General features: G+C 71.6%; 24 protein-coding genes. 10 read left to right on the top strand and 14 right to left on the bottom strand.

Annotated elements, in window-relative coordinates; translation table 11 throughout:
• Positions 1–2: 2 nt before the first annotated feature.
• Positions 3–674, bottom strand: coding sequence for an endonuclease NucS (gene nucS, locus OG730_RS13720; RefSeq protein WP_327304507.1), 672 nt, complete (start codon positions 672–674; stop codon positions 3–5).
• Positions 675–894: 220 nt separating this feature from the next.
• On the opposite strand from nucS, the gene OG730_RS13715 reads away from it, so the two are divergent.
• Positions 895–1,287 carry an SCO5389 family protein gene (locus OG730_RS13715; RefSeq protein WP_243336246.1) on the top strand — a complete coding sequence of 131 codons (393 nt, stop codon included), beginning with the start codon at positions 895–897 and terminating at the stop codon, positions 1,285–1,287.
• A gap of 154 nt (positions 1,288–1,441) precedes the next feature.
• On the opposite strand, the gene OG730_RS13710 is transcribed toward OG730_RS13715, so the two are convergent.
• Complete coding sequence (locus tag OG730_RS13710; protein ID WP_327304506.1) at positions 1,442–2,476, bottom strand: LLM class flavin-dependent oxidoreductase; 1,035 nt, start codon at positions 2,474–2,476, stop codon at positions 1,442–1,444.
• 242 nt (positions 2,477–2,718) lie between these two features.
• On the opposite strand from OG730_RS13710, the gene OG730_RS13705 reads away from it, so the two are divergent.
• Positions 2,719–3,072: an Rv1322 family protein gene (locus OG730_RS13705; protein WP_327304505.1), complete on the top strand. Its 354-nt coding sequence runs from the start codon at positions 2,719–2,721 to the stop codon at positions 3,070–3,072.
• Positions 3,073–3,109: 37 nt separating this feature from the next.
• Here the strand turns inward: OG730_RS13705 and OG730_RS13700 are convergent, their stop codons facing one another.
• The 7 genes from OG730_RS13700 to mce all read right to left on the bottom strand — a co-directional run bounded on the left by OG730_RS13700 (position 3,110) and on the right by mce (position 13,547).
• Positions 3,110–3,973 (bottom strand): ABC transporter permease, encoded by an 864-nt coding sequence (locus OG730_RS13700; RefSeq protein WP_327304504.1) that lies wholly within the window; start codon positions 3,971–3,973, stop codon positions 3,110–3,112.
• Positions 3,970–5,154 (bottom strand): ABC transporter ATP-binding protein, encoded by a 1,185-nt coding sequence (locus OG730_RS13695; protein ID WP_327304503.1) that lies wholly within the window; start codon positions 5,152–5,154, stop codon positions 3,970–3,972. Before OG730_RS13695 ends, OG730_RS13700 begins: the two co-directional genes overlap by 4 nt.
• Before the next feature lie 136 nt (positions 5,155–5,290).
• A complete protein-coding gene (locus OG730_RS13690) occupies positions 5,291–6,070 on the bottom strand; it encodes an ABC transporter permease (protein ID WP_327309255.1) in 780 nt (259 codons plus the stop codon).
• Positions 6,070–7,092 carry an ABC transporter ATP-binding protein gene (locus tag OG730_RS13685; RefSeq protein ID WP_327304502.1) on the bottom strand — a complete coding sequence of 341 codons (1,023 nt, stop codon included), beginning with the start codon at positions 7,090–7,092 and terminating at the stop codon, positions 6,070–6,072. Before OG730_RS13685 ends, OG730_RS13690 begins: the two co-directional genes overlap by 1 nt.
• Positions 7,093–7,206: 114 nt before the next feature.
• Positions 7,207–8,145 carry a coiled-coil domain-containing protein gene (locus OG730_RS13680; RefSeq protein ID WP_243336252.1) on the bottom strand — a complete coding sequence of 313 codons (939 nt, stop codon included), beginning with the start codon at positions 8,143–8,145 and terminating at the stop codon, positions 7,207–7,209.
• A gap of 202 nt (positions 8,146–8,347) precedes the next feature.
• Entirely contained in the window at positions 8,348–12,937 is a 4,590-nt protein-coding gene (gene scy, locus OG730_RS13675; protein ID WP_327304501.1) for a polarized growth protein Scy, read from the bottom strand.
• 181 nt (positions 12,938–13,118) lie between these two features.
• Complete coding sequence (gene mce, locus OG730_RS13670) at positions 13,119–13,547, bottom strand: methylmalonyl-CoA epimerase (protein WP_327304500.1); 429 nt, start codon at positions 13,545–13,547, stop codon at positions 13,119–13,121.
• A gap of 135 nt (positions 13,548–13,682) precedes the next feature.
• Between mce and OG730_RS13665 the strand changes: the two genes are divergently transcribed.
• From OG730_RS13665 to OG730_RS44310, 3 genes are all read left to right on the top strand, one after another.
• Positions 13,683–14,879: an acetyl-CoA C-acetyltransferase gene (locus OG730_RS13665; RefSeq protein WP_327304499.1), complete on the top strand. Its 1,197-nt coding sequence runs from the start codon at positions 13,683–13,685 to the stop codon at positions 14,877–14,879.
• 83 nt (positions 14,880–14,962) lie between these two features.
• Positions 14,963–15,934 (top strand): methylmalonyl Co-A mutase-associated GTPase MeaB, encoded by a 972-nt coding sequence (meaB, locus tag OG730_RS13660; RefSeq protein WP_327309254.1) that lies wholly within the window; start codon positions 14,963–14,965, stop codon positions 15,932–15,934.
• A 103-nt stretch (positions 15,935–16,037) separates the two neighbouring features.
• A complete protein-coding gene (locus OG730_RS44310) occupies positions 16,038–16,112 on the top strand; it encodes a 50S ribosomal protein bL37 (protein ID WP_383947182.1) in 75 nt (24 codons plus the stop codon).
• Positions 16,113–16,187: 75 nt separating this feature from the next.
• Here the strand turns inward: OG730_RS44310 and OG730_RS13655 are convergent, their stop codons facing one another.
• The 5 genes from OG730_RS13655 to OG730_RS13635 all read right to left on the bottom strand — a co-directional run bounded on the left by OG730_RS13655 (position 16,188) and on the right by OG730_RS13635 (position 19,537).
• Entirely contained in the window at positions 16,188–16,754 is a 567-nt protein-coding gene (locus OG730_RS13655; protein ID WP_327304498.1) for a PepSY domain-containing protein, read from the bottom strand.
• A gap of 124 nt (positions 16,755–16,878) precedes the next feature.
• A complete protein-coding gene (locus OG730_RS13650; protein ID WP_327309253.1) occupies positions 16,879–17,355 on the bottom strand; it encodes a MarR family winged helix-turn-helix transcriptional regulator in 477 nt (158 codons plus the stop codon).
• A gap of 69 nt (positions 17,356–17,424) precedes the next feature.
• Positions 17,425–18,222 (bottom strand): AIM24 family protein, encoded by a 798-nt coding sequence (locus OG730_RS13645; RefSeq protein WP_327309252.1) that lies wholly within the window; start codon positions 18,220–18,222, stop codon positions 17,425–17,427.
• A 26-nt stretch (positions 18,223–18,248) separates the two neighbouring features.
• A complete protein-coding gene (locus OG730_RS13640) occupies positions 18,249–18,899 on the bottom strand; it encodes an AIM24 family protein (RefSeq protein ID WP_327304497.1) in 651 nt (216 codons plus the stop codon).
• Positions 18,899–19,537: an AIM24 family protein gene (locus tag OG730_RS13635; RefSeq protein WP_327304496.1), complete on the bottom strand. Its 639-nt coding sequence runs from the start codon at positions 19,535–19,537 to the stop codon at positions 18,899–18,901. Before OG730_RS13635 ends, OG730_RS13640 begins: the two co-directional genes overlap by 1 nt.
• A gap of 171 nt (positions 19,538–19,708) precedes the next feature.
• Between OG730_RS13635 and OG730_RS13630 the strand changes: the two genes are divergently transcribed.
• From OG730_RS13630 to OG730_RS13610, 5 genes are all read left to right on the top strand, one after another.
• Positions 19,709–20,053, top strand: coding sequence for a DUF3817 domain-containing protein (locus OG730_RS13630; protein ID WP_327304495.1), 345 nt, complete (start codon positions 19,709–19,711; stop codon positions 20,051–20,053).
• Positions 20,050–20,346, top strand: a complete 297-nt coding sequence (locus tag OG730_RS13625; protein WP_266904380.1) for an MTH1187 family thiamine-binding protein — start codon at positions 20,050–20,052, stop codon at positions 20,344–20,346. The genes OG730_RS13630 and OG730_RS13625 overlap by 4 nt, the downstream gene beginning before the upstream one ends.
• 70 nt (positions 20,347–20,416) lie before the next feature.
• Entirely contained in the window at positions 20,417–21,043 is a 627-nt protein-coding gene (locus OG730_RS13620) for a cysteine peptidase family C39 domain-containing protein (protein ID WP_327304494.1), read from the top strand.
• 146 nt (positions 21,044–21,189) lie between these two features.
• Entirely contained in the window at positions 21,190–22,965 is a 1,776-nt protein-coding gene (locus tag OG730_RS13615) for a glycosyltransferase family 2 protein (RefSeq protein ID WP_327304493.1), read from the top strand.
• 3 nt (positions 22,966–22,968) lie between these two features.
• The gene (locus tag OG730_RS13610; RefSeq protein ID WP_327304492.1) at positions 22,969–24,990 is read left to right on the top strand and encodes a radical copper oxidase GlxA; all 2,022 of its coding nucleotides are present in this window, start codon (positions 22,969–22,971) and stop codon (positions 24,988–24,990) included.
• The last annotated feature ends 12 nt before the right edge of the window (positions 24,991–25,002 follow it).

Below are 25,002 nucleotides of genomic sequence, written 5' to 3'. Positions count from 1 at the left end.
GCTCAGAACAGGCGGAGCTTGTCGTCCTCGATGCCGCGCATCGCGTTGTAGTCGAGGACGACGCAGTCCATGCCGCGGTCGTTCGCCAGGACGCGGGCCTGGGGCTTGATCTCCTGGGCCGCGAAGACGCCCTTGACCGGCGCCAGGTGCGGATCGCGGTTCAGCAGCTCCAGGTAGCGGGTGAGCTGTTCCACGCCGTCGATCTCGCCGCGGCGCTTGATCTCCACCGCCACCGTCGCGCCGGAGGCGTCCCGGCACAGGATGTCGACGGGTCCGATCGCGGTCATGTACTCGCGGCGGATCAGCGTGTAACCCTCGCCGAGGGTCTCGATCCGGTCGGCCAGAAGCTCTTGCAGATGGGCCTCGACCCCGTCCTTGATCAGACCCGGGTCGATGCCCAGCTCGTGCGAGGAGTCGTGGAGGACTTCCTCCATGGTGATGATGAGCTTCTCGCCCGCCTTGTTGACGACGGTCCAGACGCCGGCCTCATCACCGCTCCCCTCCTTGAGGGTGCACGGCGGCGACATCCAGTTGAGCGGTTTGTACGCTCGGTCGTCCGCGTGGATCGAGACACTGCCGTCGGCCTTCACGAGGATCAGACGGGGTGCCGAGGGCAGATGGGCGGTGAGCCGGCCCGCGTAATCGACGGAGCAGCGGGCAATGACGAGACGCATGGTCGGCAACGCTACTCGACGAGAAGGCCTGCACGCGATTCGCCCCCGAAAGCCCCCTTCGCGGATGGCGCGTTGTATGCGCATTCTCCTGGTGCGGTACCCAGCGGGCGCCTACCGTGGTGAGCGGGAGGTTGCGAAGCGTGCACGCTGCGTCGCGATCTCCCTCCCTGCCCGTAAGGCTCCGGCAACCCAATCGGCCGGAGTCGCGAGAGGAGAACCCATGTCGCTCGACGTCTCACCGGCCCTACTCGAACAGGCCGAGCGAGGCGAGGTCGACGAAGCGGCTTTCGTCGACTGCGTCCGGACCTCCCTGCCCTACGCATGGGAGATGATCAGCTCGCTGGTGGCCCAGCTCAAGGTGGACGGCGGACAGTTCGCCGACAACCAGACGCCGCCGCCGGACGAGCAGGCGCGTGGCCAGCTGCTTCGCGCCCTCGCGAGTGACGCGATACGGGGTGCGCTGCAACGCCACTTCGGAGTGCGCCTGGCATTCCAGAACTGCCACCGGGTAGCGGTGTTCCCGCTCGATTCCTCGGTGGACGACCGGCTGGCCAAGTTCACTTCGATCCGTGGTCAGCTGCTCAACCAGTCGCCCGAAATGCGCGACTGTTAGCCGGAAGATCCGCACGACCAGTACAACCAGTACGACCGCACCACCGCACCTCGGAACCACCGCACCTCCGTACGACCGCACTCCGCACCGCCGTACCACCGCACGACCGGTACCTCGCTGCCGCTCCGGTGCCAACGGAGCGGCAGCCCTGGTCTTATCCGAGCCGGGGCAGCACCTCGGCGCCGAGACGCCGGACGTTCTCCTCGGTCGAGGCGAGATCGCCCGATCCCTCCGTCAGCAGGGCGAACCGCGTGATGCCCGTACGCTCCGACGTGGCCGCCAGCCGGTCCGCCGCCAGCTCCGGTGTGCCCACGGGATGCAGATCGCACAGGAGCTCGGTGTACGCGACCGGGTCCCGCATCGCCCGCTGCCGTCCGTCCACCGTGACGTGCGCGTCCAGGCCCTGCTTGAGCCAGCCCGGCATCGCCTTCAGCAGCGTTTCGCGGGCGTCCGCCGTCCGGTCCGCCAGCTGGCAGACCCCGGCCGATACGTGGCCCGCCTCGGGCGAATGGCCCGCGGCCCGCGCCGTACGCCGCCACAGCTCGACCATGGCGGCCTTGTCCTCGTCACCGCAGTGCATGCCCAGCAGCATGGGCAGTCCGCGCTCCGCGGCCATCCGAACCGAGCCGGGGGAGGTGCAGGCGACGATCAGTTCCGGCCCCGTCCCGTCGCCGTGCAGCGCCTCCGAAGCGCGCGGTACGACGGCCACTTCGCGGAAGCCGTACCGGCCGCCGGCCGCGGCCCCCGCCGGCGTCCCCACGCGCGGCTCGGCCAGCCAGCGCCGCAACAGGTCCAGGTCCTCGGGGAAGCGGTTCTCGTACGCGTCGAGCCCGCCGCCGAAGACCTCCAGGTCCACCCAGGGACCACCCCGGCCCACCCCCAGGGTGAACCGCCCCTCCGAGGTCAGGTGCAGCAGGGCCGCCTGCTCGCCCAGGGCCACCGGGTGGGTGCTCGGCAGCACGCTCACCGCCGTCCCCACGCGCAGCCGCCGGGTGCGGCCCAGCATCAGGGCCGCCAGCGTCACCGCGGACGGACAGACCCCGTACGGGACGAAGTGGTGCTCGGCGAGCCAGACCGAGTCGAGCCCGGCCTCCTCGGCCACCTCGGCGGTCCGCACCGCCCGGTGCAGTGCCTCGCCCTGTCCCTGGCCCGGGAACTGGGCCGCCAGTACAAAAGCTCCTACGCGCATCGCCTTTAGCCTCCTCGCGGCTGACGCGGCCTCCCCCAGGCGGACCGTTTTCCTCATCGGCAACAACGTCTGACACGTGCCAAAGGCACGGCCTCACCGGAAGGTTATTGGGATTGTCAGGCCAGTCGCGCCAACCGGCCGCTCAGTACGGTGGTCGCCCTTCGGCCACCCTGCGGGTACCCGGTCTCGCTGCGCGTAGTCTGGGAGAAAGTCACTGCCGTCCGCCCATCCGTGAGGTATACGTGTCACCGCGCCACAACCGCCCCAGGGGCGGCGAGAATCCAGCCGATCGTTCGGACCAGGGCTCGGGCCCGGGAGCGGGAGCGGGAGGTCTGGACAGGTACGGCCTGGAGCGCACGGAGGAGTACCAGGGCGAGGACTGGAAGGTCCGGCACGTCGCGGGCGCGAGCGCCGCGGGCAAGCGCTACCGCTGCCCCGGCTGCGACCAGGAGATCCCCTCCGGTACCCCGCACCTGGTGGCCTGGCCCGAGTACGGCGGGGTCGACGACCGCCGGCACTGGCACAAGGCCTGCTGGAACGCGAAGGACCGCCGCACCTCCAAGGTGCAGCGGTCCCGCAACGCTCCCAAGTACTAGCCGCCCCCGGCGAGTGGCGCCGTACCGGACGTCCCGGCTAGACGTCCCGGCGGCCGACCACCACGTACGAGCCGACGATCGCGGCGCCCGTCACCAGCAGGATCAGCGCCATGTGGTTCAGGCCGCCCGGGAGCGCCATGCTCGCGCCCGACGACGGGTCGGCGGCGTTGGTCGGCATGCCGAACAGCTCCATCATCGCCACCGGCACGTTGTACTGGAGCAGCAGCCGGCCGACCGGGGCGACGGCCTCCCAGATGCTGAGCACCGCCCCTATCACCGGCGGCAGCGTGACGACGCCGAGCATCACGGCGATCGCCCCCGCCGAGTGCCGCACCAGCGCCCCGATCGCCAGGGCCAGGACGCCGAGCAGGGTGACGTACAGGCTGCCCACCAGCCCGGAGGCCCACTCGGAAGCCGGGTGCGGCCCGGCTTCGGCGCCGTCGCGCAGGATCGATGCGGTCAGCCCGACCAGGCAGACCGAGCCGGCCGTGGTGAGGAACGCGGTGAGGCCGAAGACGAGGTACTTCGCGGTGAGCACCCGGTACCGGTCGGGGGCCGCGGTGAAGGTGGTGCGGGCCAGGCCCGTGCCGTGCTCGGAGGTGATCGTCAGCACCCCGAGCACCATCACCGCGAGCTGGCCGACCAGCAGTCCGAAGAGGGCGGGAGCGATGAAGGGCATCTGCTCGTAGTCCACGTCCCGGGTCTGCACGATGACCAGGCCGCCGATGCCGACGACGAGCAGCACGAGCGAGCCGAGCGTCCACATCGTGGAGCGCACCGAGGTCAGCTTGGTCCACTCCGAGGCCAGCGCGTGCCCCAGGTGCGGCCGGGGGGTCGGCAGCGGCGAGGTGTTGCCCGCCGGGCCCCGCTCCCCGGCGGTCGCGGTGGTCGGGGCGGTCATCGGGAGTCCTCGGGCTTCTGCGCGGGGGTGCGCACGGGGTCGGGGGAGGGCTCGGCCGTGGGGGACGCGGCCCCGGGGGACGCGGCCCCGGGCCCGGCGAGCTCGCCGGGGCTGCCGGGCATCAGGAACGGCCGGTCGCCGGTCCCGGGCGGCGGGGGAGCGAAGAAGCCCGCCTGCGGGACCTGGAGGGCCTCGGCGGCCGCTTCCTCGTCCCACTTCGGCACGCTCAGCGGTTCGGGCTCCCACAGTTCGTTGCGCGGGTCCTCGGTGGAGGTGTACTCGACGGAGGACTGGGTCATCCGCATGTACGCCTCCTCCAGCGAGGCCCGGTGCGGCGACAGCTCCCACAGCCGTACGCCGGCCGCGTGCGCGAGGTCGGAGATCCGCGGCAGCTCCAGCCCGGTCACCCGCAGCGCTCCGTCGGGCTCCCGCAGGACCCGGCCGCCCGCCCTGGTGAGGACCGAGCCGAGGGTGTCCCAGCCGCCAGGGTCGGTGTCGGCCGTGCGGACCCGGGCGAATCCGGCCGAGTTGTGGGTGATGAAGTCCTGGGTGCCCATGTCGGCGAGCAGCCGGCCCCGGCCGATCACGATCAGGTGGTCTGCGGTCAGCGCCATCTCGCTCATGAGGTGCGAGGAGACGAAGACGGTGCGGCCCTCGGAGGCGAGCCGGCGCATCAGATTGCGGACCCAGAGGATGCCCTCGGGGTCGAGTCCGTTGACCGGCTCGTCGAAGAGGAGCACCTGGGGATCGCCGAGCAGGGCGGTCGCGATGCCGAGCCGCTGGCCCATGCCGAGCGAGAAGCCCTTGGCGCGCTGCCGGGCCACGTCCTGGAGGCCCACGACGCCCAGCACCTCGTCCACCCGCTTCTCCGGGATCCCGGAGAGCTGGGCGATCGACAGCAGGTGGGTGCGGGCCCGGCGGCCGCCGTGGACGGCCTTGGCGTCGAGCAGGGCCCCTACGTGCCGCTGGGCGTTCGGGAGCTCGCGGAAGGGCAGGCCGTTGATCGTGACCCGGCCGGCGGTGGGCCGGTCCAGGCCGACGATCATGCGCATCGTGGTGGACTTCCCGGAGCCGTTGGGCCCCAGGAATCCCGTCACGTGACCGGGCTTGACCTGGAAGGACAGGTCGTCGACAGCGGTCTTCGCGCCGAAGCGCTTGGTCAGGCCGACTGCCTCGATCATCTTTGCTGCCCCTTGCCAGGCCGGGACGACTCTCGCCCGCGTAAGGGTTAAGAGGATATCCAGTCCCTTGCGGTTCCACGTCGTCCCGGACCCTGAGCTACCCCTGAGGTTCGACCCGGGGATCCCCCGTAGTACGTCAGGCGTCCCTCTTCTTGAGGACCAGGTAGCCGCCGATGACCGAGGCGGCCACCCACAGCAGCATGATCCCGAGGCCGCCCCAGGGGCCGTAGGGGGTCTCGGAGCTGCCCAAGGCCTCCGGTACGACCTGCATGATCTTGGATCCGGCCTTGTCGGGCAGGTACTGGCCGTACTTGCGGGTGGCCTCGAAACCGCTGAGGAGGTTCGAGACGATCAGGAAGAACGGGATCAGGATGCTGATCGAGGCGACCGAGCTGCGCAGCATGGTGGCCACGCCCATGGTGAACAGGGCGAGCAGGGCCATGTACAGGCCGGCTCCGACGACCGCCCGCAGGACGTTGTCCTCGCCGATGCCGATGCCGAGGTCGCCCAGGATCGCCTGGCCGAGGAAGAAGGACACGAAGCTGGTCAGCAGCCCGACCACCAGGGCCAGCGCCGTGGCCACGGCGAACTTGCCCGCCAGGAAGGAGCCGCGCCGGGGCACGGCGGCCAGCGAGGTGCGGATCATGCCCGAGCTGTACTCGGTGCTGACGACCATCACGCCGAAGACGATCATGGCGAGCTGGCCGAGCCCCATTCCGGTGAAGCTCAGCAGGGTGGGGTCGAAGGTGGCCTTCTCGACCTCGTTCAGGTCGCCGAAGGTCGCGCTGGCCAGGGCGCAGAATCCGGCGCTGAGTCCGACGGTGACGAGGAAGGTGACGGCGAGGGTCCAGCTGGTGGAGGCGACCGTGCGGATCTTGGTCCACTCGGACTGGAGGACGGCGGAGTAAGCCATGATCACTCGCCGCCCTTGCGCTTCGCCTCGAAGCCGGCGCCCCACGCGGGTACGTCGGCCGGCCGGGCCGGATTGTCGGGGGACATGCCGGGTGCCGGCGGGAGCCCGCCCGCCCCCGGTGCGTGGGCGTGGTACTCGACGGAGTCCGCCGTCATGCGCATGAACGCTTCCTCCAGTGAAGCCCGCTGCGGGCTGAGTTCGTGCAGCACGATCTGGTGCTGGGCGGCCAGCTCGCCGAGCCGCTCCGACTCCACGCCGTCGATCTCCAGGGCGCCGGTGGCCGGGACGCTGATCGCGTCGATCCCGGCCTCGTGCAGAAGGTCCTTCAGTCGTTCCTGCTGCGGCGTGCGCACGCGCACGTAACTGCGGGAGTTCTGCTGGATGAAATCCGCCATGGACAGGTCGGCCAGCAGCTTTCCCTGTCCGATGACGACCAAATGCTCCGCCGTCAGGGCCATTTCGCTCATCAGATGGGAAGAAACGAAGATCGTTCTTCCCTCCGCCGCGAGCCCCTTCATCAGATTGCGGATCCAGAGAATTCCCTCCGGGTCCAGACCATTGACGGGCTCGTCGAACATCAGGATCTCCGGGTCGCCGAGCAGCGCGGAGGCGATACCGAGCCGCTGGCCCATACCCAGCGAAAATCCTTTCGACTTCTTCTTCGCCACGGCAGTCAGGCCGACCAGGTCCAGCACCTCGGAGACCCGGCTGCGCGGGATCCCGTTCGACTGGGCGAGGCAGAGCAGGTTGTTGTACGCGCTGCGGCCGCCGTGCATCGCCTTCGCGTCCAGCAGTGCCCCGATGTACTTCAGTGGCTCCGGCAGGTCCCGGTAGTGCTTCCCGTCGATCCGGACCGTACCGCTGGTCGGATTGTCGAGGTCGAGCATCATGCGCATGGTCGTGGACTTCCCCGCCCCGTTGGGGCCGAGGAAGCCGGTGACCACCCCCGGTTTGACCTGGAAGCTGAGGTTGTTCACGGCGGTCTTCGCGCCGAATCGTTTCGTAAGGCCCTCAAGCTCGATCATTACGCCACGCTAGAACGCGCGAAGGCCCTCCGCCACCTCTCACAGGTGACGAAGGGCCTCGGTGTCGAAGCGGATTGTTGGCTTCCGACCGCTGGTGCCGGAAGCCTTCCGCGACTAGCGGCTCTGCTGCGCCGGAACGCCGCGGGTGACCGGCTCGTCGTCGATCGGAGCGGAGGCGGCGGCGACCGCGGCACCCGTCAGCGTCGCGAGCATCTCGCGGACGTTGGTGAGCTGCGCGTTGATCGAGTCGCGGCGGTTGGTGAGCGCCGCCAGCTCGCGCTCGGACTCGCTGCGGATCCGGTCGGCCTTGGCGTTGGCGTCGGCCACGATGTCCTCGGCCTGGCGCTGCGCGGTCTCCACGGTCTGGCGGGCGCGGCGCTCGGCGTCCGTACGGAGCTTCTCGGCCTCCAGGCGCAGCTGCTCCGCGCGGTGCTCGATCTCCGCGAGACGCTTCTCCGCCTTGGCCTGACGGCCCGCGAGGTCGCGCTCGGACTGCTCGCGGCGCTTGGCCAGGTTGGTCTCGAAGTCCGCGGCGGCCTGGGCGGCCTTGGCGCGGGTCTCCTCGAAGAGCGCGTCGGCCTCCTCGCGCTTGGAGGCGGCGTCCTTCTGGGCCTCGGTGCGCAGCGAAGCGGCGTCGCCCTTGGCCTTCTCGACGATCCGGACGCCCTCGTCCTCGGCGGTCGACTTCCGGTCGGCGGCGAACGACTCGGCGTCGTTGCGCACCTGCTGGGCGGCCGACTCGGCGAGCTCGCGGTGCTGCTCGGCCGCGCGACGGGCCTCCTCACGGAGGTCCTTCGCCTCCTCCTCGGCCAGGCGCAGGATCTTCTCGACCCGGGCGCCGAGGCCGGCGTACGACGGCTCGGCGTCGTTCACCTGAGCCTGGGCGTTCTGCGTCTCGAGGTGCAACTCCTCGATCCGCTTTTCCAGAGAGTTGATACGTCCGAGGGCGCTGTCACGGTCGGAGACCAGCTTGGTGATGCGGTCGTCCACCTGACCGCGGTCGTAACCACGCCGCACGAGCTCGAAGCCGAAGGGGGAGGATGTGTCGCTCATGGGGTTCCTGTCGAATGAGACCGATGAGGTGCTACGCGGGGTGTTAGGTGTTAAGGGGAATCCTAGGCGCCAAGACGGCGTGTCATCGAGTCAATCCGCGTTTGATCTGGACAATGACACCCCTTTTGAGTGGCAAGGCGACAGAATGCTTGTCACTCGTTCGCCTGAACCTCCATCAGGAGCACAGAGTCGAGTGCGCTGACTAGCCCTCTGACGTCTTGCCACCCGATCGAGTGGAACCCGCTGTCGCACCGGCCTTCACGCCCCCCGCGCCCTGGCCGCCGACCCCGGGCTTTCCGCCACCCGAAGGTGCCTCGAATGATTCCAACGCCTCAAGAACGTCCTGGACACGGGAGATCTCCGCCTGAATGTCCTCGCGCCTGCGCACGAGGACCTCCAGCTCGCGCCGGCCCTCGTCGACGAGCCGTTCGGCCTCCGCCGTCGCCTCCGCCAGCTTGCCCTCGGCGACCCGCACCAGCTCGGCCTTCTTCTGCTCGGCCTCCTTGAGCAGTGCCTCCGCCTTGCGCACCGCGGCGATGCGGACCTTGCTCGCCTCGCTGCTCGCGTCCGACACCAGCTCCTTGGCCTTCGCGTCGGCCTCGACGCTCTGCTCGGTCGCCGCCCGCACCAGCTTGTCCACGCGCTCGCCGGCCGACTTCATCTGCTCGGCCGACTCCCGGCGGGCCCGCTGGTGCAGCTCCTCGACCTCCGCCTCGACGCGGCCGCGCAGCTCCTCCGCCCGATCCCTTATGGCGGCGGCGTCGCTGCGCGCTCCGACCAGCAGCTCGTCGGCGTCCGTACGGGCCTTCTCCACAAGGGAGTTGCCCTCCACGGTCGACTCCGAGGTGATCCGCGCGGCCTCCTTGCGCGCCGCGTCGACCATCGCGTCCGCCTGCTCCTCGGCCGCCGTCGTGGCGGCCAGTGCCTGCTTCTGCGCGTCCCCGGTGAGCTTCTCGGCCTCCGAGGAGGCCTCCGTGATGAGCCGGTCGACCTGGGCCGCGGCCTCGCTGCGGCGCTTGTTGGCCTCTTCGCGGGCCTCGTCCAGCACCCGCTCCGACGCGGTGCGCGCCTCGGTACGGATCCGCTCCGCCTCGGTGGCGGCCTCGGCCTTGACCCGCTCGGCCTCGGACCGGGTACGGGTCGCGTGCTCCTGCGCCGAGGACAGCGCCTCGGACGCCTCGGCGCGCAGCCGCTCGGCCTCGTTCGCCGCTTCGCCGACCGTGCGCTCGGTGTCCTTGCGGGTCTGCTCGGTGAGCCGGTCCGCCTCCGCGACGGCCTCGCCGACCAGGTGGTCCGCCTGCTCGGCGGCCTCGGTACGGATCCGGCCCGCCTCGGCGCGCGCCTCGTCCAGGGTCCGCTCGGCCTCCCGCTCGGCCCCGGCCAGGGTCTCGTTCGCCGCGACCGTGACCCGGTCCGCCTCCGCGGTGGCCTCGCCGATGATCCGGCCGCCCTCCGCGCGGGCGTCGTCCAGCGTGCGCGCCGCCTCGGCGCGCTGCCGGTCCGCCTCCGCGGCGGCCTCGCCGACGGTGGCCTCGTTGGCCTTGCGCGTCTCCTCGACGAGCCGGTCGCCCTCGGTGCGCGCGTCGATGAGGATGCCCGTCGCGTCCCGCTCGGCCCCGGCCAGCGTCTGCGCGGCCTGCTCCGTGAGCCGCTCCGCCTCCGCCTTCGCCCCGTCCAGGGTGGCGGCCGCCTCGGCCCGCAGCGCCTCGGCCGCGGCCTCGGCCTCGCCCACGGTCAGCGCGTTGGCCGCGCGGGTCTCCTCGGTGAGCCGCACGGCCTCCGCCGCCGCCTCGGTGATCAGGCGGTCCGCCTGCTCGGCCGCCTCCGTCCGCAGCCGGTTCGCCTCGGAGCGGGCCTCGTCCAGGGTGCCCGCGGCCTCGTCGCGGGTGGCCTCGGCGGCTGCCTCGGCCTCTGCCGTGAGCCGCGCCGCCTCCGCGGCGGCCGCGGCGACCGTGGCCTCGGTGGCCGCGCGGGTCTCCTCGGTGCGGCGTTCCGCCTCGGCCGTGGCCTCCGCCACGATCCGGCCGCCCTCGGTGCGGGCGGCCTCCAGGGACTCCGCGGCCTCGCCGCGGATCCGGTTGGCGTCGTCGCGGGCGTCGGCCTTCGTACGGGCCGCATCGCGCTCGGAGGCGGCCAGCGCGTCGGTGGCCTCCGTACGCACCCGCTGCGCGTACTCCGCCGTGTCCGTGCGCAGCTGCTCGGCCTCGGCGATCGCGTCGCCGACCGTGCGCGCGGCCAGCTCCTTCGCCGCGTCCGTCTCCGTGCGCGCCTCGCTGCGGATCCGGTTGGCGTCCTCGGTGGCCCGCTCCCGCTCCGCGTAGGCGTCGGCGCGGACCCGGCCGGACTCCTCCTCGGCCTCCGTCTTCGCACGCTCCGCCGCGTGTTCGGCCGCGCTGCGCAGCCCCGCGACCTCTTCCTCGGCCTGCTCGTGCAGTCCGGCCACGGCTTCGCGCACCTGCTGGGCGGTGGCCTCGGCCGCCGCGACCACCTCGGACGCGCGCCGCTCGGCCTCCTCGGTGAGCCAGACGGCCTCGGCCGTGGCCTCCTCGGACCGCTTGCGGGCCTGGGCGAGGAGCTCCTCGCTCTCCTCCCGGGCCTGGGCGCGCTCGCTCTCCGCGTCGGTACGCGCCGAAGCCAGAGTCTCCTCGGACTCCCGGCGGCGCCGGGCGGCCTCCTCCTGGGCGGCGGCCAGCGCCTCGGCGGCCTCCTGCGCGACCCGCTCGGCGGCGGCCTTGGCCTCCGCGCGCAGCCGGTCCGCGGTCTCCTGCGCCTCGGAGCGCAGCCGCTCCGCCTCCGCCTCGGCCTCGCCGGTCAGCCGTACCGCGTTCTGCTCGGCCTCCGCGCGGACCCGGCCGGCGTCCTCGGCGGCGTCGGTGCGCAGCGTCTCCGCCTCCGCCTCCGACTGCGCCTGCAGCGCGCGGATCCGCTCGGCGGACTCCGCGCGGAGCCGGTCGCTCTCCTCGGTGGTCTCCTTGCGGATGCTCTCCGCGGCCGCCCGGGCGTCGCGCAGCGTCTGCTCGGCCGTCGTCAGGCGGCCCTCGGCGTCGGTGTGCAGCCGGACGAGCTCCTCGTCGGCCTCCGCCCGCTTCGCCGCCAGCGCCCGCTCGGTCTCCTCGCGCCGCACGGCGGCCGCGGCGTCCGCCTCGGCGCGTACCGACTCGGACTCTTCCTCGGCCTCCGCGCGCAGCCGGTCGGCCTCGGCGCGGGTCCGCTCCAGGGTCTCCTCGGCCTGCTTGCGCAGGGTCGTGGCCCGCTCGACGGCCTCGCCGCGGACCCGCTCGCTCTCCGTGTTCGCCGCCGAGCGCACCTCGTCGGCGTCGGCCCGGGACTTGCCCAGCAGCTCCTCGGCGGTGCGGGCCGCCTCCTCGATCTGCTGGACCGCCTCGCGGCGGGCCTCGCCGCGGATCCGCTCGCCCTCGGCGACGGCCTCCGCGCGCAGCTGCTCGGCCTCGCCGCGCAGCCGGCGGGCCTCCTCCTGGAGTTCGACCGTACGGGCCCGGTACTCCTCCGTGTCGTCCTTCGCGGCGCCCTTGAGCTCATCGGCCGTGGCCGCGGCCTGGGCGCGCAGCCGCTCGGCCTCCGCCTCGGCCTCGCCGCGGATCCGCTCGGCCTCCTCCGACGCCGCCCGGGTGGTGGCGCGGGCGTCCTCCGAGGCCTTGTTCAGGACCTCCTCGGCGGTGCGGGCCGCCTTCGCCAGCTGGGCCGCCGTGTCCTCGGCCGCGGCGGTACGGGCCTGCTCGCCGGCCTCCTTGCGCAGCCGCTCGGTCTGCTCGCGGGCATCGGCGAGCGCCTGCTCGGCCTCGGCCTTGAGGGTCTCGGCCTCCTTGTTGGCCTGGCCGACCAGCCGGGCCACCTGCTCCTTGGCCGTACGGGTGCGCTGCTCGTTGACGGACTCCGCCGATGCGAGCTGCCGCGCGGCGCTCTCCTTGGCCTCCGCGAGCAGCTTCTCCGCGGCCCCGCGCGCCTCGCGCAGGGCCCCTTCGGCCTCCTGGGTGCGCTGTTCGGCGACCCGGCCCAGATCCATCGTCTGGCGACGGGTCTGCTCGGCCTCCGCGGAGGTGGTGGAGCGCAGCCGCTCCGCGTGCTCGGTGGCCTCCTGGGCCTGCGCGGAGGCGGCGGTCAGCAGCCGCTCGGCCTCCTTGCGGGCGCGCAGCAGCGTCGACTCGGCCTCGGCGCGGGCGGATTCGTTCTCCGAGGCGAGCCGGCGGGTGGCCTCGGAGGCGACCCGGGCGGCCTCGGCGCGCGCGGTGTTCAGGGTCTGTTCGGCCTCGACGCGGGACTCGTCCATGAGCCGGCGGGCCTGGGCCTCGGTGCGGGCGCGCAACTGCTCGGCCCAGGCCACGTTCTCGTTGACGTGGGCTTCCACCGTCTGGCGGCGCTCGCTCAGCTCCTGGTCCAGGCGCTGGCGGCGGTTGACGGCCTCGGCGTGCAGCTCGGCCTGGAGCCGTGCCTGGTGCTCGGCGTGCTCCTGGAGGATGCGCTGGGTCTGCGCCCGTACGTCGCGCAGTTCGCGCTCGGCGTCGGAACGCATCTGGTCGGCCTGGATCTGGGCATTACGGAGCAGCTGCTCCGCCTGATACCCCATGTCCGCGCCGTCGTAGGCGGGGCGGGACGCCAGGTTGCGGCGTACCTCGTGGAGCTTGGCGCGCAGCACCTCGACCTGGTACCCCAGGTCATCGGCGTGCTGGACGGCCTTCCCGCGTTCCTTCTTCAGCCGCTCCATCTCGGCTTCGAAGCGCGAGAGATGGTCGGCCTCGGCCTGATGGCTCTCCTGGCTTTCGTAGCCCCGCACAGCGCGGTCCCATCCGTCCCCTGGTCGCAAGCCCGATCCCAAACGAGCGCCGTCCGCCCGCTGAACGACGCCCCCGGGGAATGGTGTCAGATCCCGGGTCGGGCGATACAGGCCCCGACCCCGTCCCCGCACCGAACCCCGGCCGAGCCAAAGCCACTCTACCGGCCGGGGAAACGGGACATCAGTGCTCGGGGCTGCTCGTGACCAGTTCGGTGAGGACGCCGTGGCAGTCCTTGGGGTGCAGGAAGGTGATCGAGGAGCCCATCGAGCCGGTGCGGGGCTGGTCGTAGAGGACGCGGACGCCCTTGCCTCGGATGGCCTCCGAGTCGCCCAGGACGTCCTCGGTGCCGAAGGCGATGTGGTGGACGCCCTCGCCGTTCTTGGCCAGCCACTTGCCGACCGCGGAATCCTCGCGGGTGGGCTCCAGGAGCTGGATGTAGGAGGCTCCGCCGTCGGAGGTCCCGTTGATCTTCAGCATGGCCTCGCGGACGCCCTGCTCCTCGTTGACCTCGGAGTGGAACACCTCGAACCCGTACGTGGCACGGTAGAACTCAACCGTCTTGTCCAGGTCGAAGCAGGCGATCCCGATGTGGTCGATTCTTGTCAGCATGGACACAGTGCAGCGCCAGCGGCGCGGTTACGCAACGTGCGCGCGATCACACTGACGTGCCGGTGACGGCACGGGTACCGCTCAGTACATTCGGGTAAACCCTCGTTCACTCCTCATCTCAAGGGGCTGTGCTCCATGTCCGGAACGAACAACTCCACGTCAGTGATCGTCGCCGGGGCCCGCACGCCCATGGGGCGACTGCTCGGCTCGCTGAAGTCCTTCTCGGGTGCCGACCTCGGCGGCTTCGCCATCAAGTCCGCGCTGGAACGCGCCGGGATCTCCGGCGACCAGGTCCAGTACGTGATCATGGGCCAGGTGCTGCAGGCCGGAGCGGGTCAGATCCCCGCGCGCCAGGCCGCCGTCAAGGGCGGGATCCCGATGAACGTTCCCGCGCTCACCATCAACAAGGTGTGCCTGTCGGGCCTCGACGCCATCGCCCTGGCCGACCAGCTCATCCGCGCCGGGGAGTTCGACATCGTGGTCGCGGGCGGTCAGGAGTCCATGACCAACGCCCCGCACCTGCTGCCGAAGTCCCGCGAGGGCTTCAAGTACGGCGCCATCGAGATGCTCGACGCGATGGCCTACGACGGTCTCACCGACGCCTTCGAGAACATCCCGATGGGCCTGTCCACCGAGACGCACAACACCCGTCTGGGCATCGAGCGGGCCCCGCAGGACGCCTTCGCGGCCACCTCCCACCAGCGCGCCGCCGCCGCGCAGAAGAACGGCGTCTTCGAGGCCGAGATCACCCCGGTCGAGATCCCGCAGCGCAAGGGCGAGCCGGTGGTGTTCTCGCAGGACGAGGGCATCCGGGCCGAGACCACGGTCGAGTCCCTCGGCAAGCTGCGTCCCGCCTTCGCCAAGGACGGCACCATCACGGCCGGCACCTCCTCGCAGATCTCCGACGGCGCCGCCGCCGTGGTCGTGATGAGCAAGGCCAAGGCCGAGGAGCTCGGCCTGGAGTGGCTCGCCGAGATCGGCGCCCACGGCAATGTGGCGGGCCCGGACAACTCGCTCCAGTCGCAGCCCTCCAACGCGATCCTGCACGCCCTGAAGAAGGAGGGCCTCGGCGTCGAGGACCTCGACCTCATCGAGATCAACGAGGCCTTCGCGGCGGTCGCCGTGCAGTCGATGAAGGACCTCGGAGTGACCCCGGAAAAGGTGAACGTCAACGGCGGCGCCATCGCCCTGGGTCACCCGATCGGCATGTCCGGCGCCCGCGTGGTGCTGCACCTGGCGCTGGAGCTCAAGCGCCGCGGCGGCGGGGTCGGCGCGGCCGCCCTGTGCGGCGGCGGCGGGCAGGGCGACGCCCTGATCGTCCGCGTCCCGTAGGGGAGGGGCGGCCGGAAGGCCGCCCGCACCCCCGCTCGTACCCGTTACCCGTAAGAGAACCGAGGAGCGCAGCACGTATGACGGTGGTGGACGTCCCCCAGCTGGTGGCCCAGGCCCGTGAGGGCAGGCCGCGAGCGGTCGCCCGGCTGATCTCGCTGGTCGAGGGGGCGTCCCCGCAGCTGCGCGAGGTGATGGCGGCGCTGGCGCCGCTCACGGGCACCGCGTACGTGGTGGGCCTCACCGGCTCCCCGGGCGTCGGCAAGTCCACGACGACCTCGGCGCTGGTTTCCGCGTACCGGCAGGCCGGCAAGCGGGTCGGCGTCCTGGCCGTCGACCCGTCCTCGCCGTTCAGCGGGGGCGCCCTGCTGGGCGACCGGGTGCGGATGTCGGACCACGCCTCCGACCCGGGGGTCTACATCCGCTCCATGGCCACCCGAGGCCACCTGGGCGGGCTCGCATGGGCCGCCCCGCAGGCGATCCGGGTGCTGGACGCGGCCGGCTGCGAGGTGATCCTGGTCGAGACCGTCGGGGTCGGGCAGTCGGAGGTGGAGATCGCGGCGCAGGCGGACACCTCGGTGGTGCTGCTGGCCCCCGGGATGGGCGACGGGATCCAGGCCGCGAAGGCGGGCATTCTGGAGATCGGCGACGTCTACGTGGTGAACAAGGCCGACCGGGACGGCGCGGACGCCACCGCCCGGGAGCTGAACCACATGCTGAGCCTGGGGGAGTCCCGGGGCAAGGGCGACTGGCGGCCGCCGATCGTGAAGACGGTCGCGGCGCGCGGTACCGGCATCGACGAGCTGGTCGAGGCGCTGGAGAAGCACCGGGCGTGGATGGACGAGCGCGGGGTGCTGGCGCAGCGGCGTACGGCCCGGGCCGCGCGCGAGGTGGAGACCATCGCGATCACCGCGCTGCGGGCCCGGCTGGCCGACGTGCACGGCGACGCCCGCCTGGACGCGCTGGCCGGGCGGGTGGCGGCGGGCGAGCTGGATCCGTACGCGGCCTCGGACGCGCTGCTGGCGACGCTGACGGAACCGGCGGATCCGACGGAATAGGTCGATCCGGTGGATCGGGTGGATCCACCGGAACCGGATGCGGAGCCCGCGGGCCGGTCATAGACTGGCGAACGCCCGGAATGCCCCAACGCAGGGAGGTTTCATGGCGAAGCGCGGCAACAAGAAGCGAGCCCGCAAGAAGAAGAAGGCCAACCACGGAAAGCGTCCCAACAGCTGACCGTGAGCACAGACCACACACGGAAGCCGCACCCCCTCCACGGGGTGCGGCTTCGGTGCGTGTGGTCCGCGGGGCTCAGTTGTTCCCGTCGTCGCTGTCGTCGTCGTCCGCGTCGGACGAGACGACCTTCGCCGTGGCCGTGTCCACGTGGACGTTCTGGGTCTTCCCGTCGGTCGTCTTGACCTCGACGTTCCAGGTGGCGGCGCGGCCGTTGTCGTCGTCGTCATCCCACTCCACCGACCAGACCTTGCCGGGGTGGGCGGCCACGGCCGTCTTCATGGCCTGCTCGGCGGTCACCTTCGCGGCGAGCAGCGAGGCGTAGTCGTCGGCCTTCTGGTCGTCGTCCTGGTTCTCCTTGGTGACGCTGCCGCTCGCGGCGTCCACCTCCAGCTCCGAGTGGGTGCCGTCCTTGCTGACGACGTCCACGTGCCAGACCGCGCCGTCGCGGTCCAGGGACTCGATGACTCCGGGGTTGGCCTTCAGGGCCGCCTGGGCCGCCGCCTCGGCGGTCACGTCGGCGCGCGCGGCGGTGGCCGCGGTCAGGGCCGTCGGGGCGGCGGCTGCCGTCGCCGCGGCCGCCACCGGCCCCCCCAGGGCCAGGACCACGGCCGCGGCCGCCGAAACGTATGTATTGCGCTGCATGACTGGACCTCCTCAGGCCGGCCACGTGCGCCTACGGTCGCTCGGCGAGGGCCGGCTGCGAGTGCGTTGCCACCCACCATTGTCCGGTGATCCGCCGTGATGGGCGCGTCGAGCGACCCGGGCCTCAGGCCTTGCCGCGGCCCGCGCGCAGGTGCTCGGCGACGGGTGTCAGCGCGGCGCGCAGCGCGGCGAGGGCGTCCGGGGGGAGCAGGTCGATGAAGTGCCGGCGGACGGACGCCACGTGGTGCGGGGCGACCTTGCGCATGGTCTCCATGCCCTCGGGCGTGAGGACGGCGTAGAGCCCGCGGCGGTCGGACTCGCAGTTCACACGGCGGACCAGGCCCGCCGATTCCATGCGGGTGATCTGGTGGGAGAGCCGGCTCTTGGACTGCAGCGTCGAGGTCGCGAGATCGCTCATCCGCATCCGGTGTTCCTCGGATTCGGAGAGGTTCACGAGGATCTCGTAGTCGTTGTTGGTGAGCCCGAAAGGCTGGAGGTCCTTTTCCAGCTGGTGCGACAGCAGTCTGCTGACGTCCAGGTGGGTGCGCCAGGCGCACTGCTCGGCGTCGGTCAGCCAGCGGGTGGCCGTCTCGGTCTCGATGGTCTCCATGAAAGAACTCTACCTAAGAAGTTGAATTACGTACAAAAATGCGGGGAGGTGAGAGGTTTCCTACAGCCCGAAGCGCCTCTGGAGATCACCCAGCTGCCCCGGCATGCGCGGTACGCCGAGCTGCCCCAGCGGACCCTGCCCGGGCACGCCCTGCGCCTGGCCCGTGGCCGCCCCGGGACCCACCGCCCCGATCGCCTGCTCCGGCATCAGCATCTCCGAGGACTGGAGCAGGACCGTACCCGCGCCCACGAACTCGAACTGGTGCTCCTCGCCCGAGGAGCCCCCGATGCCCGTCAGCGAGCGCAGGCCGCCGAGCACGCCCGACATGTACCCGTGGTCGTAGTGGTGGCAGGGGGAAGGGCAGTCCGCCCACCCCACCAGCGCCTGCGGGTCCACGCGCAGCGGCGGCTCCATGAACACCACCGGACCGCTGGAGGCGGCCACGAACTTCCCGGTTCCGATCAGGGTGAGGAAGCCCGGGACGATCGACTGCTTCAGCGCCAGCGAGGGCTGGTAGGCGAGCAGGTTCCCCGACCGGATGGTCAGGTTGCCGTTGTCCAGGTCGTACGAGTTCACGTCGAAGGCCCGGTCGGCCAGCAGCATCTTGCCCTGGCCCTCGGCCACCACCCAGTCGCTCGCGTGCAGCGGCGAATGGAAGCTGGTGCGCAGCAGCCGGTCGAACCGGCCGTGGCCGATGCCGTTGAACTCGATGCGCCCGTAGTAGGCGATCATCTTGCCCTTCTGCAGGAACCACTGGCTCCCCTTGAGCTCCACGCAGAAGGTGTAGGCGTTGACGTTGTCGTCGGACGGCAGGGTGTACGGGTCGAAGACGGTCGGACCACCCGGTCCGCCGGTCACGGGACCACTCGGTCCAGGCTGGTAAGTCACAGCTTCTCCTCCGAGGCCTGTACGTACACCGCGCCCTGGCCGGACAGCTCCAGCTGGAACGCCTCGCCCGAGCCGCGCCCGACCATGTCGCGCCAGCCCAGCGCCGTGGACAGCTTGTTGCGGACCTCGCCGTGGTGGGCGACGTAGGCCTGCGGGTCCACGTGGATCGGGCGGTTCGGGGTGATCGGCAGCTCGATGACCCCGCCGTGGGCCATCACGGCCACCGAGCCGTGGCCCTTGAGGGTGGTGGTGAACAGGCCCTGGCCGGTGACCTGGCCGCGCACCATGCCCATGACCCCGCCCTGCGCGCCCATGAACATCGTGCCCTGCTGGAGGGTGCCGTCGAAGGCGAGCAGCCGGTCGGCCTCCACGTAGAGCGTCTCGCCGGTGAGGCTGATGACCTGGATGTGGTGGCCGCCGTGGCCGAACATCACGGTGCCGCTGCCCTCGACCTCCATCAGCGGGGTCTGTTCGTTCGCCACGCGGCGCCCGATCATGCCCATCACGCCGCCCTGGCCGCCGGTCAGGCTCGGGGTGAAGGAGACCTCGCCGCGGTACGCGAGCATCGCGCCGCGCTGGCTGTACATCTTCTGGCCCGGGATCACCTGGGCCTCGACCATCTTCGAGTTGATCTCGCGGAACGGCATCAGACGTCGCCCCCGATGGTGTTGCGCTCGCTGGGCTGTACGTACACCAGGCCCTCGCCCTCGAAGCGGATCTGGAACGCCTCGCCCGAACCCTCGCCGATCAGCGTGCGGAAGGTCACGCCGGACTGGAAGGACTGCTGGAGGTTCCCGGTGTGCGCGATGTACGCGCCCGGGTCCACGGAGAGCGGGTACTGGGAGCTGACGCGCAGCACGACGGCCGGGCCGTCGGAGGTGATCGCCGCCTGCCCGTTGCCCTCGACGGTGGTGGTGAACAGGCCGTTGCCCGTCGTAGCCCCCCGCAGACCGGTGAAGGTGGTGCCGGTGCGCAGGCCGGCATCGGTGCACAGCAGGTTGCTGGACTCGACGTACAGCTTCTCGCCGCGCAGATTGACCAGATTGATCTCACTCGCCCGGTCGGCGAAGAAGCAGGTGCCGTGACCCTGCACTTCCATCACGGTCATCTGCTCGCCGGTGAGCCGCCGGGTCACCATTCCGCGGAGGCCTTCGCCGCCGCCGGTCATCTTCTTGAAGGCCATCTGGCCGTCGTACGCGACCATGGCGCCGTTTTTCGCTTTCACGGCGTCCCCGGTCAGGTCGACGGCGAGCACCTTGCTGCCTTGGAGTCGGAACTGAGCCACGGGAAGACGTTATCCGCAGCGGGCGGCACCGAACAGGGCCCGTTGGCCGATATGCGTCACGGTTCGGCACGGTCCGCCCCGGTCCGCGGGGACCCCGGGCCCCGCGCCAAGATCGCCCGGGGCGGCTGAGACACTGGGACGGACCCCCGGCATCCACCCCGAAGGTTCCACGTGGACATCAAGACCGCTTCCGCCCTGCACCGACTGCGCCTCATCTCCGTACCGGAGGCGCTCTCGTTCCCGGCGCTGCTGCTCTTCGGCTCGGTGCTGAGCCGGATCTCGGACATCGACTACCTGATGATGCCGCTCGGCGTCATCCACGGGATCCTGTTCGTCATCTACGGCGTCTTCCTGCTGGACGTCTGGTTCAAGGCGAAGTGGCCGCTGAAGAAGGTCGTGCTGTTCTTCCTGCTGGCTCTGATCCCCTTCGGCGGGCTCTACGGCGACCGCCTGCTCAAGCGTGACGAGACGGCCGGCGTGCTCGCCGCCCGTGCCCGTGAGGCGGCCCGCGCATGATGATCGCGTTCTCGGTGACCCCGCTGGGCGTCGGTGAAGAGGTCGGCGAGTACGTGGCGGACGCGGTCCGCGTGGTCCGCGCGTCGGGGCTGCCGAACCACACGGACGCGATGTTCACCACCATCGAGGGAGAGTGGGACGAGGTGATGGACGTGGTCAAGCGCGCGGTGGCCGCCGTCGAGGAGCGCGCCCCGCGGGTCTCCTTCATCCTCAAGGCCGACATCCGCCCCGGAGTCACGGACGGCATGACGTCCAAGATGGAAACGGTGGAACGCCACCTCGCCGGGGGCTGAGCCACCACCGGCGGGCCCCCGCCAAGGCCGCCCGGGGCGGGCGGCCTCCCGTAGAGCAGACTTCGGACGCATGAGCGCCTCCACGATCAAGCACGCCGTCCCCTACTACTCCCAGTGGGAGTCCGCCGCCCTCGTGCCCGGGTTCGTCGAGGGCGCCGACGCGGCGGGGGATCCCCTGTGGGCCGGGTCCGGGGCCGACTCCCCCGAGGAGTACGCCTTCTGGGCGCCCCGCATGTGCGGAGTCGCCTGTCTGCGGATGGCGCTGGGCCGCCTGGGGCTCCCCGTACCGCCTTCCGTGGAGCTCGTGAAGGAGCTCTGCGCGGCCGGGGCGTACGTGCGGGACGGGGACGCCGTGCAGGGGCTGATCTACCAGCCCTTCGCGGAGTACGTGAACGCCCGCTGGGGCCTGGACGCGCGCTCGGAGCCCCGGCTGGACCACGGCACCGTCCGGGACGTGCTCGCCGGGGGCGGGCTGGCGATGCTGTCCGTCCACTGGTCGATCCGCACCCTGGTCCCCGCGGGGGCGGCCCGGGGCGGTCACCTGGTGCTCGCCGTCGGCGCCACCGAGGACGCCGTCCTGGTGCACAATCCCTCCGGCTTCCCCGACGGTTCGCAAGCGTACGCGCCCGTCCCCTGGGCGGAGCTGGACCGCTTCTACGCCGGTCGCGGCGTCCTGCTTGCAGGCCGCGCCGGCTGAGGGGCGCCGGCCCCGGATGACCCGTTCGGCCCCGTCCGCCGGGGCACGGAACGGAACCGCCCGGTCGGGTGCATCCCGTTCGACAGCCTGAGGTATCTCCCCTTTCGTTGGGATAGGTACCCCGGTTTCGAGCGCTGGAGGAAACCGTGCGGCAGGAAGCCTTCGACTACGAGACCCACAGCGGGCTGGCCGGCCCCCTCGAGGAGCCGGACCCCGCCGTCGCCTACCGCGTGCGGTACCGCTCCCTGCTCGCGCGCGAGGACCTCCGGACCCGAATACGGGCCGTCGCGCTCATGACCCTGGCCCCCGTCGCCGCCACCGGGCTGCTGCTCTACCTGCTCTGGCCCACGCACCGCACCGTCCGGGAGGGCGGCGAGGGCTGGCTCGTGCGGCTCGACGGCGTGATGCTCGGATCCGTCGCCCTGATCATGCTCTTCATGGTGGTCAACGTGGTCTCCATCGCCCACGCCACGATGGTCGCCCGGGACCCCGTCCCGGTCCCCGCCGAGCCCGGCACCCGCGTCGCCTTCCTCACCACCTACGTGCCCGGCAAGGAACCGCTCTCCATGGCGGCCGCCACCCTGCGCGGGGCCGTGGCCGTCCGCCACGACGGGCCGCTCGACGTCTGGCTTCTCGACGAGGGCGACGACCCCGCGGCCAGGGAGCTGTGCGCGGCCCTCGGCGTGCGCCACTTCACCCGCAAGGGCGTACCCGAGTGGAACACGGCGAAGGGGGCGCACCGGGCGAGGACCAAGCACGGCAACTACAACTCCTGGCTGGCCCGGCACGGCGGGGACTACGACTACCTCGCCTCCGTGGACACCGACCACGTGCCGCTCCCGCAGTACCTGGAGCGGATGCTCGGCTTCTTCCGCGACCCCGACATCGCCTTCGTCGTCGGCCCGCAGGTCTACGGCAACTACACCTCCTCGGTCACCAAGGCCGCCGAGTCCCAGCAGTACCTCTTCCACGCGCTGATCCAGCGCGCGGGCAACCGCTACGGCGCCCCCATGTTCGTCGGCACCAACAACGCCGTCCGGATCAGCGCCCTGCGCCAGGTCGGCGGGCTCTACGACTCCCTCACCGAGGACATGGCCACCGGCTTCGAGCTGCACCGCAGCCGCAACCCCGCGACCGGCCGGTTCTGGCGCTCCGTCTACACCCCCGACGTGCTCGCCGTGGGAGAGGGGCCGAACACCTGGACCGACTTCTTCACGCAGCAGCTGCGCTGGTCGAGGGGGACGTACGAGACCCTCCTGCGGCAGTACTGGCGCGGCTGCTTGCGGATGCCCCCGGGCCGCTGGCTCAACTACACCCTGATGCTCGTCTACTACCCGATGACCGCCGTCAACTGGCTCCTCGGCGTCCTCAGCTGCGTGCTGTTCCTGTGGTTCGGCGCCTCCGGCACCCAGGTCTCCTCCGAGGTCTGGCTGATGCTCTACACCGACGCCGCCGCCCTCCAGGTCGGCCTGTACCTGTGGAACCGCCGCCACAACGTCTCGCCCCACGAGCCGGAGGGCTCCGGCGGGCTCGCCGGCATGGCGATGTCGGCCGTCTGCGCGCCGGTCTACCTGATGTCGCTCGGCTCGGCGGTGCTGCGCACCCGGGGCCGTTTCGTCGTCACCCCCAAGGGCGGCACCGCCAGCCCCGACCTGCCCGCGACCTTCCGCATCCACCTCTTCTGGGCCGCCGTCCTCCTCGTCTCCCTCGCGGCCTCCGTGCGCTACGAGCACACCCACGCGGCCATGCGGATCTGGGCGGTGCTCGCCCTGGCCGTCACCCTCGCCCCGCCGGCCGTATGGGCCGTGACGGAGCTGCGCGCCAAGGCGGCCCGGGGCGCGCCCGGCGCGGGCTCCGAGCCGGGCGACGAGCCGGGCGAGGAGCCGGAGCAGGCGTTCGCGACCACCGCAGGAGGGAACTGAGCCATGGACTACCGGCCTTCGAAGCAGTTCAAGAAGACGGCCCTGGGCGCCTCGGCGGCGGCCCTGCTGCTCGCGCTCAACGCGCCCGCCGCGCTCTCCTTCGCCGGGGACCGCTACCACTCGTACAAGATCGGGCAGGCCGGCTACCGCGCGCAGTACGGCTCGTGGGGGCTGACCGCCCTCCCCGAGGAGTACCGGATCAACGCCATGCACGCGGCGCTGCTGCGCACCGGCAAGGTGCTGCTGATCGCCGGCTCCGGCAACGACCAGCGCAACTTCGACAAGGGCACCTTCTCCACCGTCCTGTGGGACCCCAAGGACGACAGCTTCAAGAGGATCCCGACCCCGGAGGACTTCTTCTGCTCCGGCCACAGCCAGCTCCCCGACGGACAGCTCCTGGTGGCCGGCGGAACCGCGCGCTACGAGGTGCTCGGCGGGAAGGTCACCCGGGCCGGCGGCGGCATGCGGGTCAAGAACGAGAGCCCCGACAAGGCGGTCACCCTGCCGAAGGGCACCGTCTTCCGGTCCCCGTCCGGCGTCGAGTACGTGTCGAGGTTCGCCGTCACCGTCCCCAAGGCCACCCGGCGGTTCGAGATCGCCTACGGGCGCGGCGGGCAGATGATGCCGTGGAAGACCAAGGTGGTCGCCGCGGAGGCGCGCGTCTTCGTGGAGGCGGTCCGGGAGGGCGCCGCAGGACTGACGACCCAGGCCGCCCAGTACGCGGTGGCCGGGCTCACCGGCAAGGACGCCGCCGACGTCTACGGGCTCGCGGAGCGGCTCAGCGCCGACAAGCAGGACTTCCAGGGCATCAAGTCCGCCTACGAGTTCGACCCGGTGGCGGAGAAGTACGTACCGGTCGACCCGATGAGGGACGCCCGCTGGTACCCGACCCTGGTGGGGCTCCAGGACGGGCGGGTCCTCGCCGTGTCCGGGCTCAACGACGTGGGCGACGTGGTCCCCGGCGACAACGAGTACTACGACCCGAAGACGAAGAAGTGGTCCAAGGGGCCCTTCCGCTACTTCCCGACCTACCCCGCGCTCTTCCTCACCCAGGGCGGCAAACTGCTCTACACCGGCTCCAACGCGGGCTACGGGCCCAAGGGCAAGGGGCGCGAGCCGGGCGTGTGGGACCTGGCGACGAACCAGTACCGCAAGGTCGGCGGACTGGCCGACGCCGACCAGCTGGAGACCTCCTCGTCGGTCCTGCTGCCCCCGGCCCAGGACCAGAAGGTGATGGTGCTCGGCGGCGGCGGAGTCGGCGAGTCCCGGCTGTCCACGGACCGGACGGCGGTCGTGGACCTCAAGGCGGAGGTGCCGGTCTTCCGGTCGACGGCCCGGCTGCCGCAGGGCGTGCGCTACCTCAGCAGCGTGCTGCTGCCCGACGACTCCGTCTTCACCACGGGCGGCTCCGCCGACTACCGGGGCCGGGGCGCCAGCGACATCCGCAAGGCGCAGTTCTACTACCCGCGCACCGACACCTTCGTGGCCGCCGCTGCCCCCAAGGTCGGGCGCAACTACCACTCCGAGGCGCTGCTGCTGCCCGACGGGCGGGTGGCGACCTTCGGCTCCGACCCGCTCTTCGCCGACAAGGACAACACCAGGCTGGGCCGGTTCGAACACCGGCTGGAGGTCTACAGCCCGCCGTACCTGTACCGGGACCCGGCGCTGCGGCCCGTGCTGGGGGAGGGGCCCCAGGAGGTCGGGCCCGGCGGCCGCGCCACCTTCCGGGCACCGAAGGCGGAGCGGATCCAGCGGGCCCGGCTGATGCGTCCGAGCGCGGTCACGCACACCACCGACGTGGAGCAGCGGTCGATCGAGCTCGGGCTGGAGAAGACGGCGGACACGGTGACGGTGACCGTGCCGGCCGACCCGACACTGGTGCCGCCCGGCTGGTACATGCTGTTCGTGACGGACGCGGACGGAACCCCGTCGGTGGCGAAGTGGGTGCGGGTGCGGCCGGCTCCGGAGCCGGCGGCGCCGAAGCCGCCACCGCCGGCGGCGTCGCGGGACGGGTGGCTGAGCTAGGGCGCCCGCCGT

This window comes from Streptomyces sp. NBC_01298 (assembly GCF_035978755.1).
Classification (GTDB): Bacteria; Actinomycetota; Actinomycetes; order Streptomycetales; family Streptomycetaceae; genus Streptomyces.
This window is presented reverse-complemented; position numbering and strand designations above follow the sequence as displayed.

Bases quoted from the DNA above. Each gene is read 5' to 3' on its own strand.
- OG730_RS13610 (WP_327304492.1), top strand. From the start codon at position 22,969: ATGGACTACCGGCCTTCGAAGCAGTTCAAGAAGACGGCCCTGGGCGCC.
- OG730_RS13700 (WP_327304504.1), bottom strand. From the start codon at position 3,973: ATGACCGCCCCGACCACCGCGACCGCCGGGGAGCGGGGCCCGGCGGGC.
- OG730_RS13665 (WP_327304499.1), top strand. From the start codon at position 13,683: ATGTCCGGAACGAACAACTCCACGTCAGTGATCGTCGCCGGGGCCCGC.
- OG730_RS13640 (WP_327304497.1), bottom strand. From the start codon at position 18,899: ATGCCGTTCCGCGAGATCAACTCGAAGATGGTCGAGGCCCAGGTGATC.
- nucS (WP_327304507.1), bottom strand. From the start codon at position 674: ATGCGTCTCGTCATTGCCCGCTGCTCCGTCGATTACGCGGGCCGGCTC.
- OG730_RS13685 (WP_327304502.1), bottom strand. From the start codon at position 7,092: ATGATCGAGCTTGAGGGCCTTACGAAACGATTCGGCGCGAAGACCGCC.
- OG730_RS13680 (WP_243336252.1), bottom strand. From the start codon at position 8,145: ATGAGCGACACATCCTCCCCCTTCGGCTTCGAGCTCGTGCGGCGTGGT.
- OG730_RS13625 (WP_266904380.1), top strand. From the start codon at position 20,050: ATGATGATCGCGTTCTCGGTGACCCCGCTGGGCGTCGGTGAAGAGGTC.
- OG730_RS13655 (WP_327304498.1), bottom strand. From the start codon at position 16,754: ATGCAGCGCAATACATACGTTTCGGCGGCCGCGGCCGTGGTCCTGGCC.
- OG730_RS13695 (WP_327304503.1), bottom strand. From the start codon at position 5,154: ATGATCGAGGCAGTCGGCCTGACCAAGCGCTTCGGCGCGAAGACCGCT.
- OG730_RS13620 (WP_327304494.1), top strand. From the start codon at position 20,417: ATGAGCGCCTCCACGATCAAGCACGCCGTCCCCTACTACTCCCAGTGG.
- OG730_RS13710 (WP_327304506.1), bottom strand. From the start codon at position 2,476: ATGCGCGTAGGAGCTTTTGTACTGGCGGCCCAGTTCCCGGGCCAGGGA.
- OG730_RS13715 (WP_243336246.1), top strand. From the start codon at position 895: ATGTCGCTCGACGTCTCACCGGCCCTACTCGAACAGGCCGAGCGAGGC.
- mce (WP_327304500.1), bottom strand. From the start codon at position 13,547: ATGCTGACAAGAATCGACCACATCGGGATCGCCTGCTTCGACCTGGAC.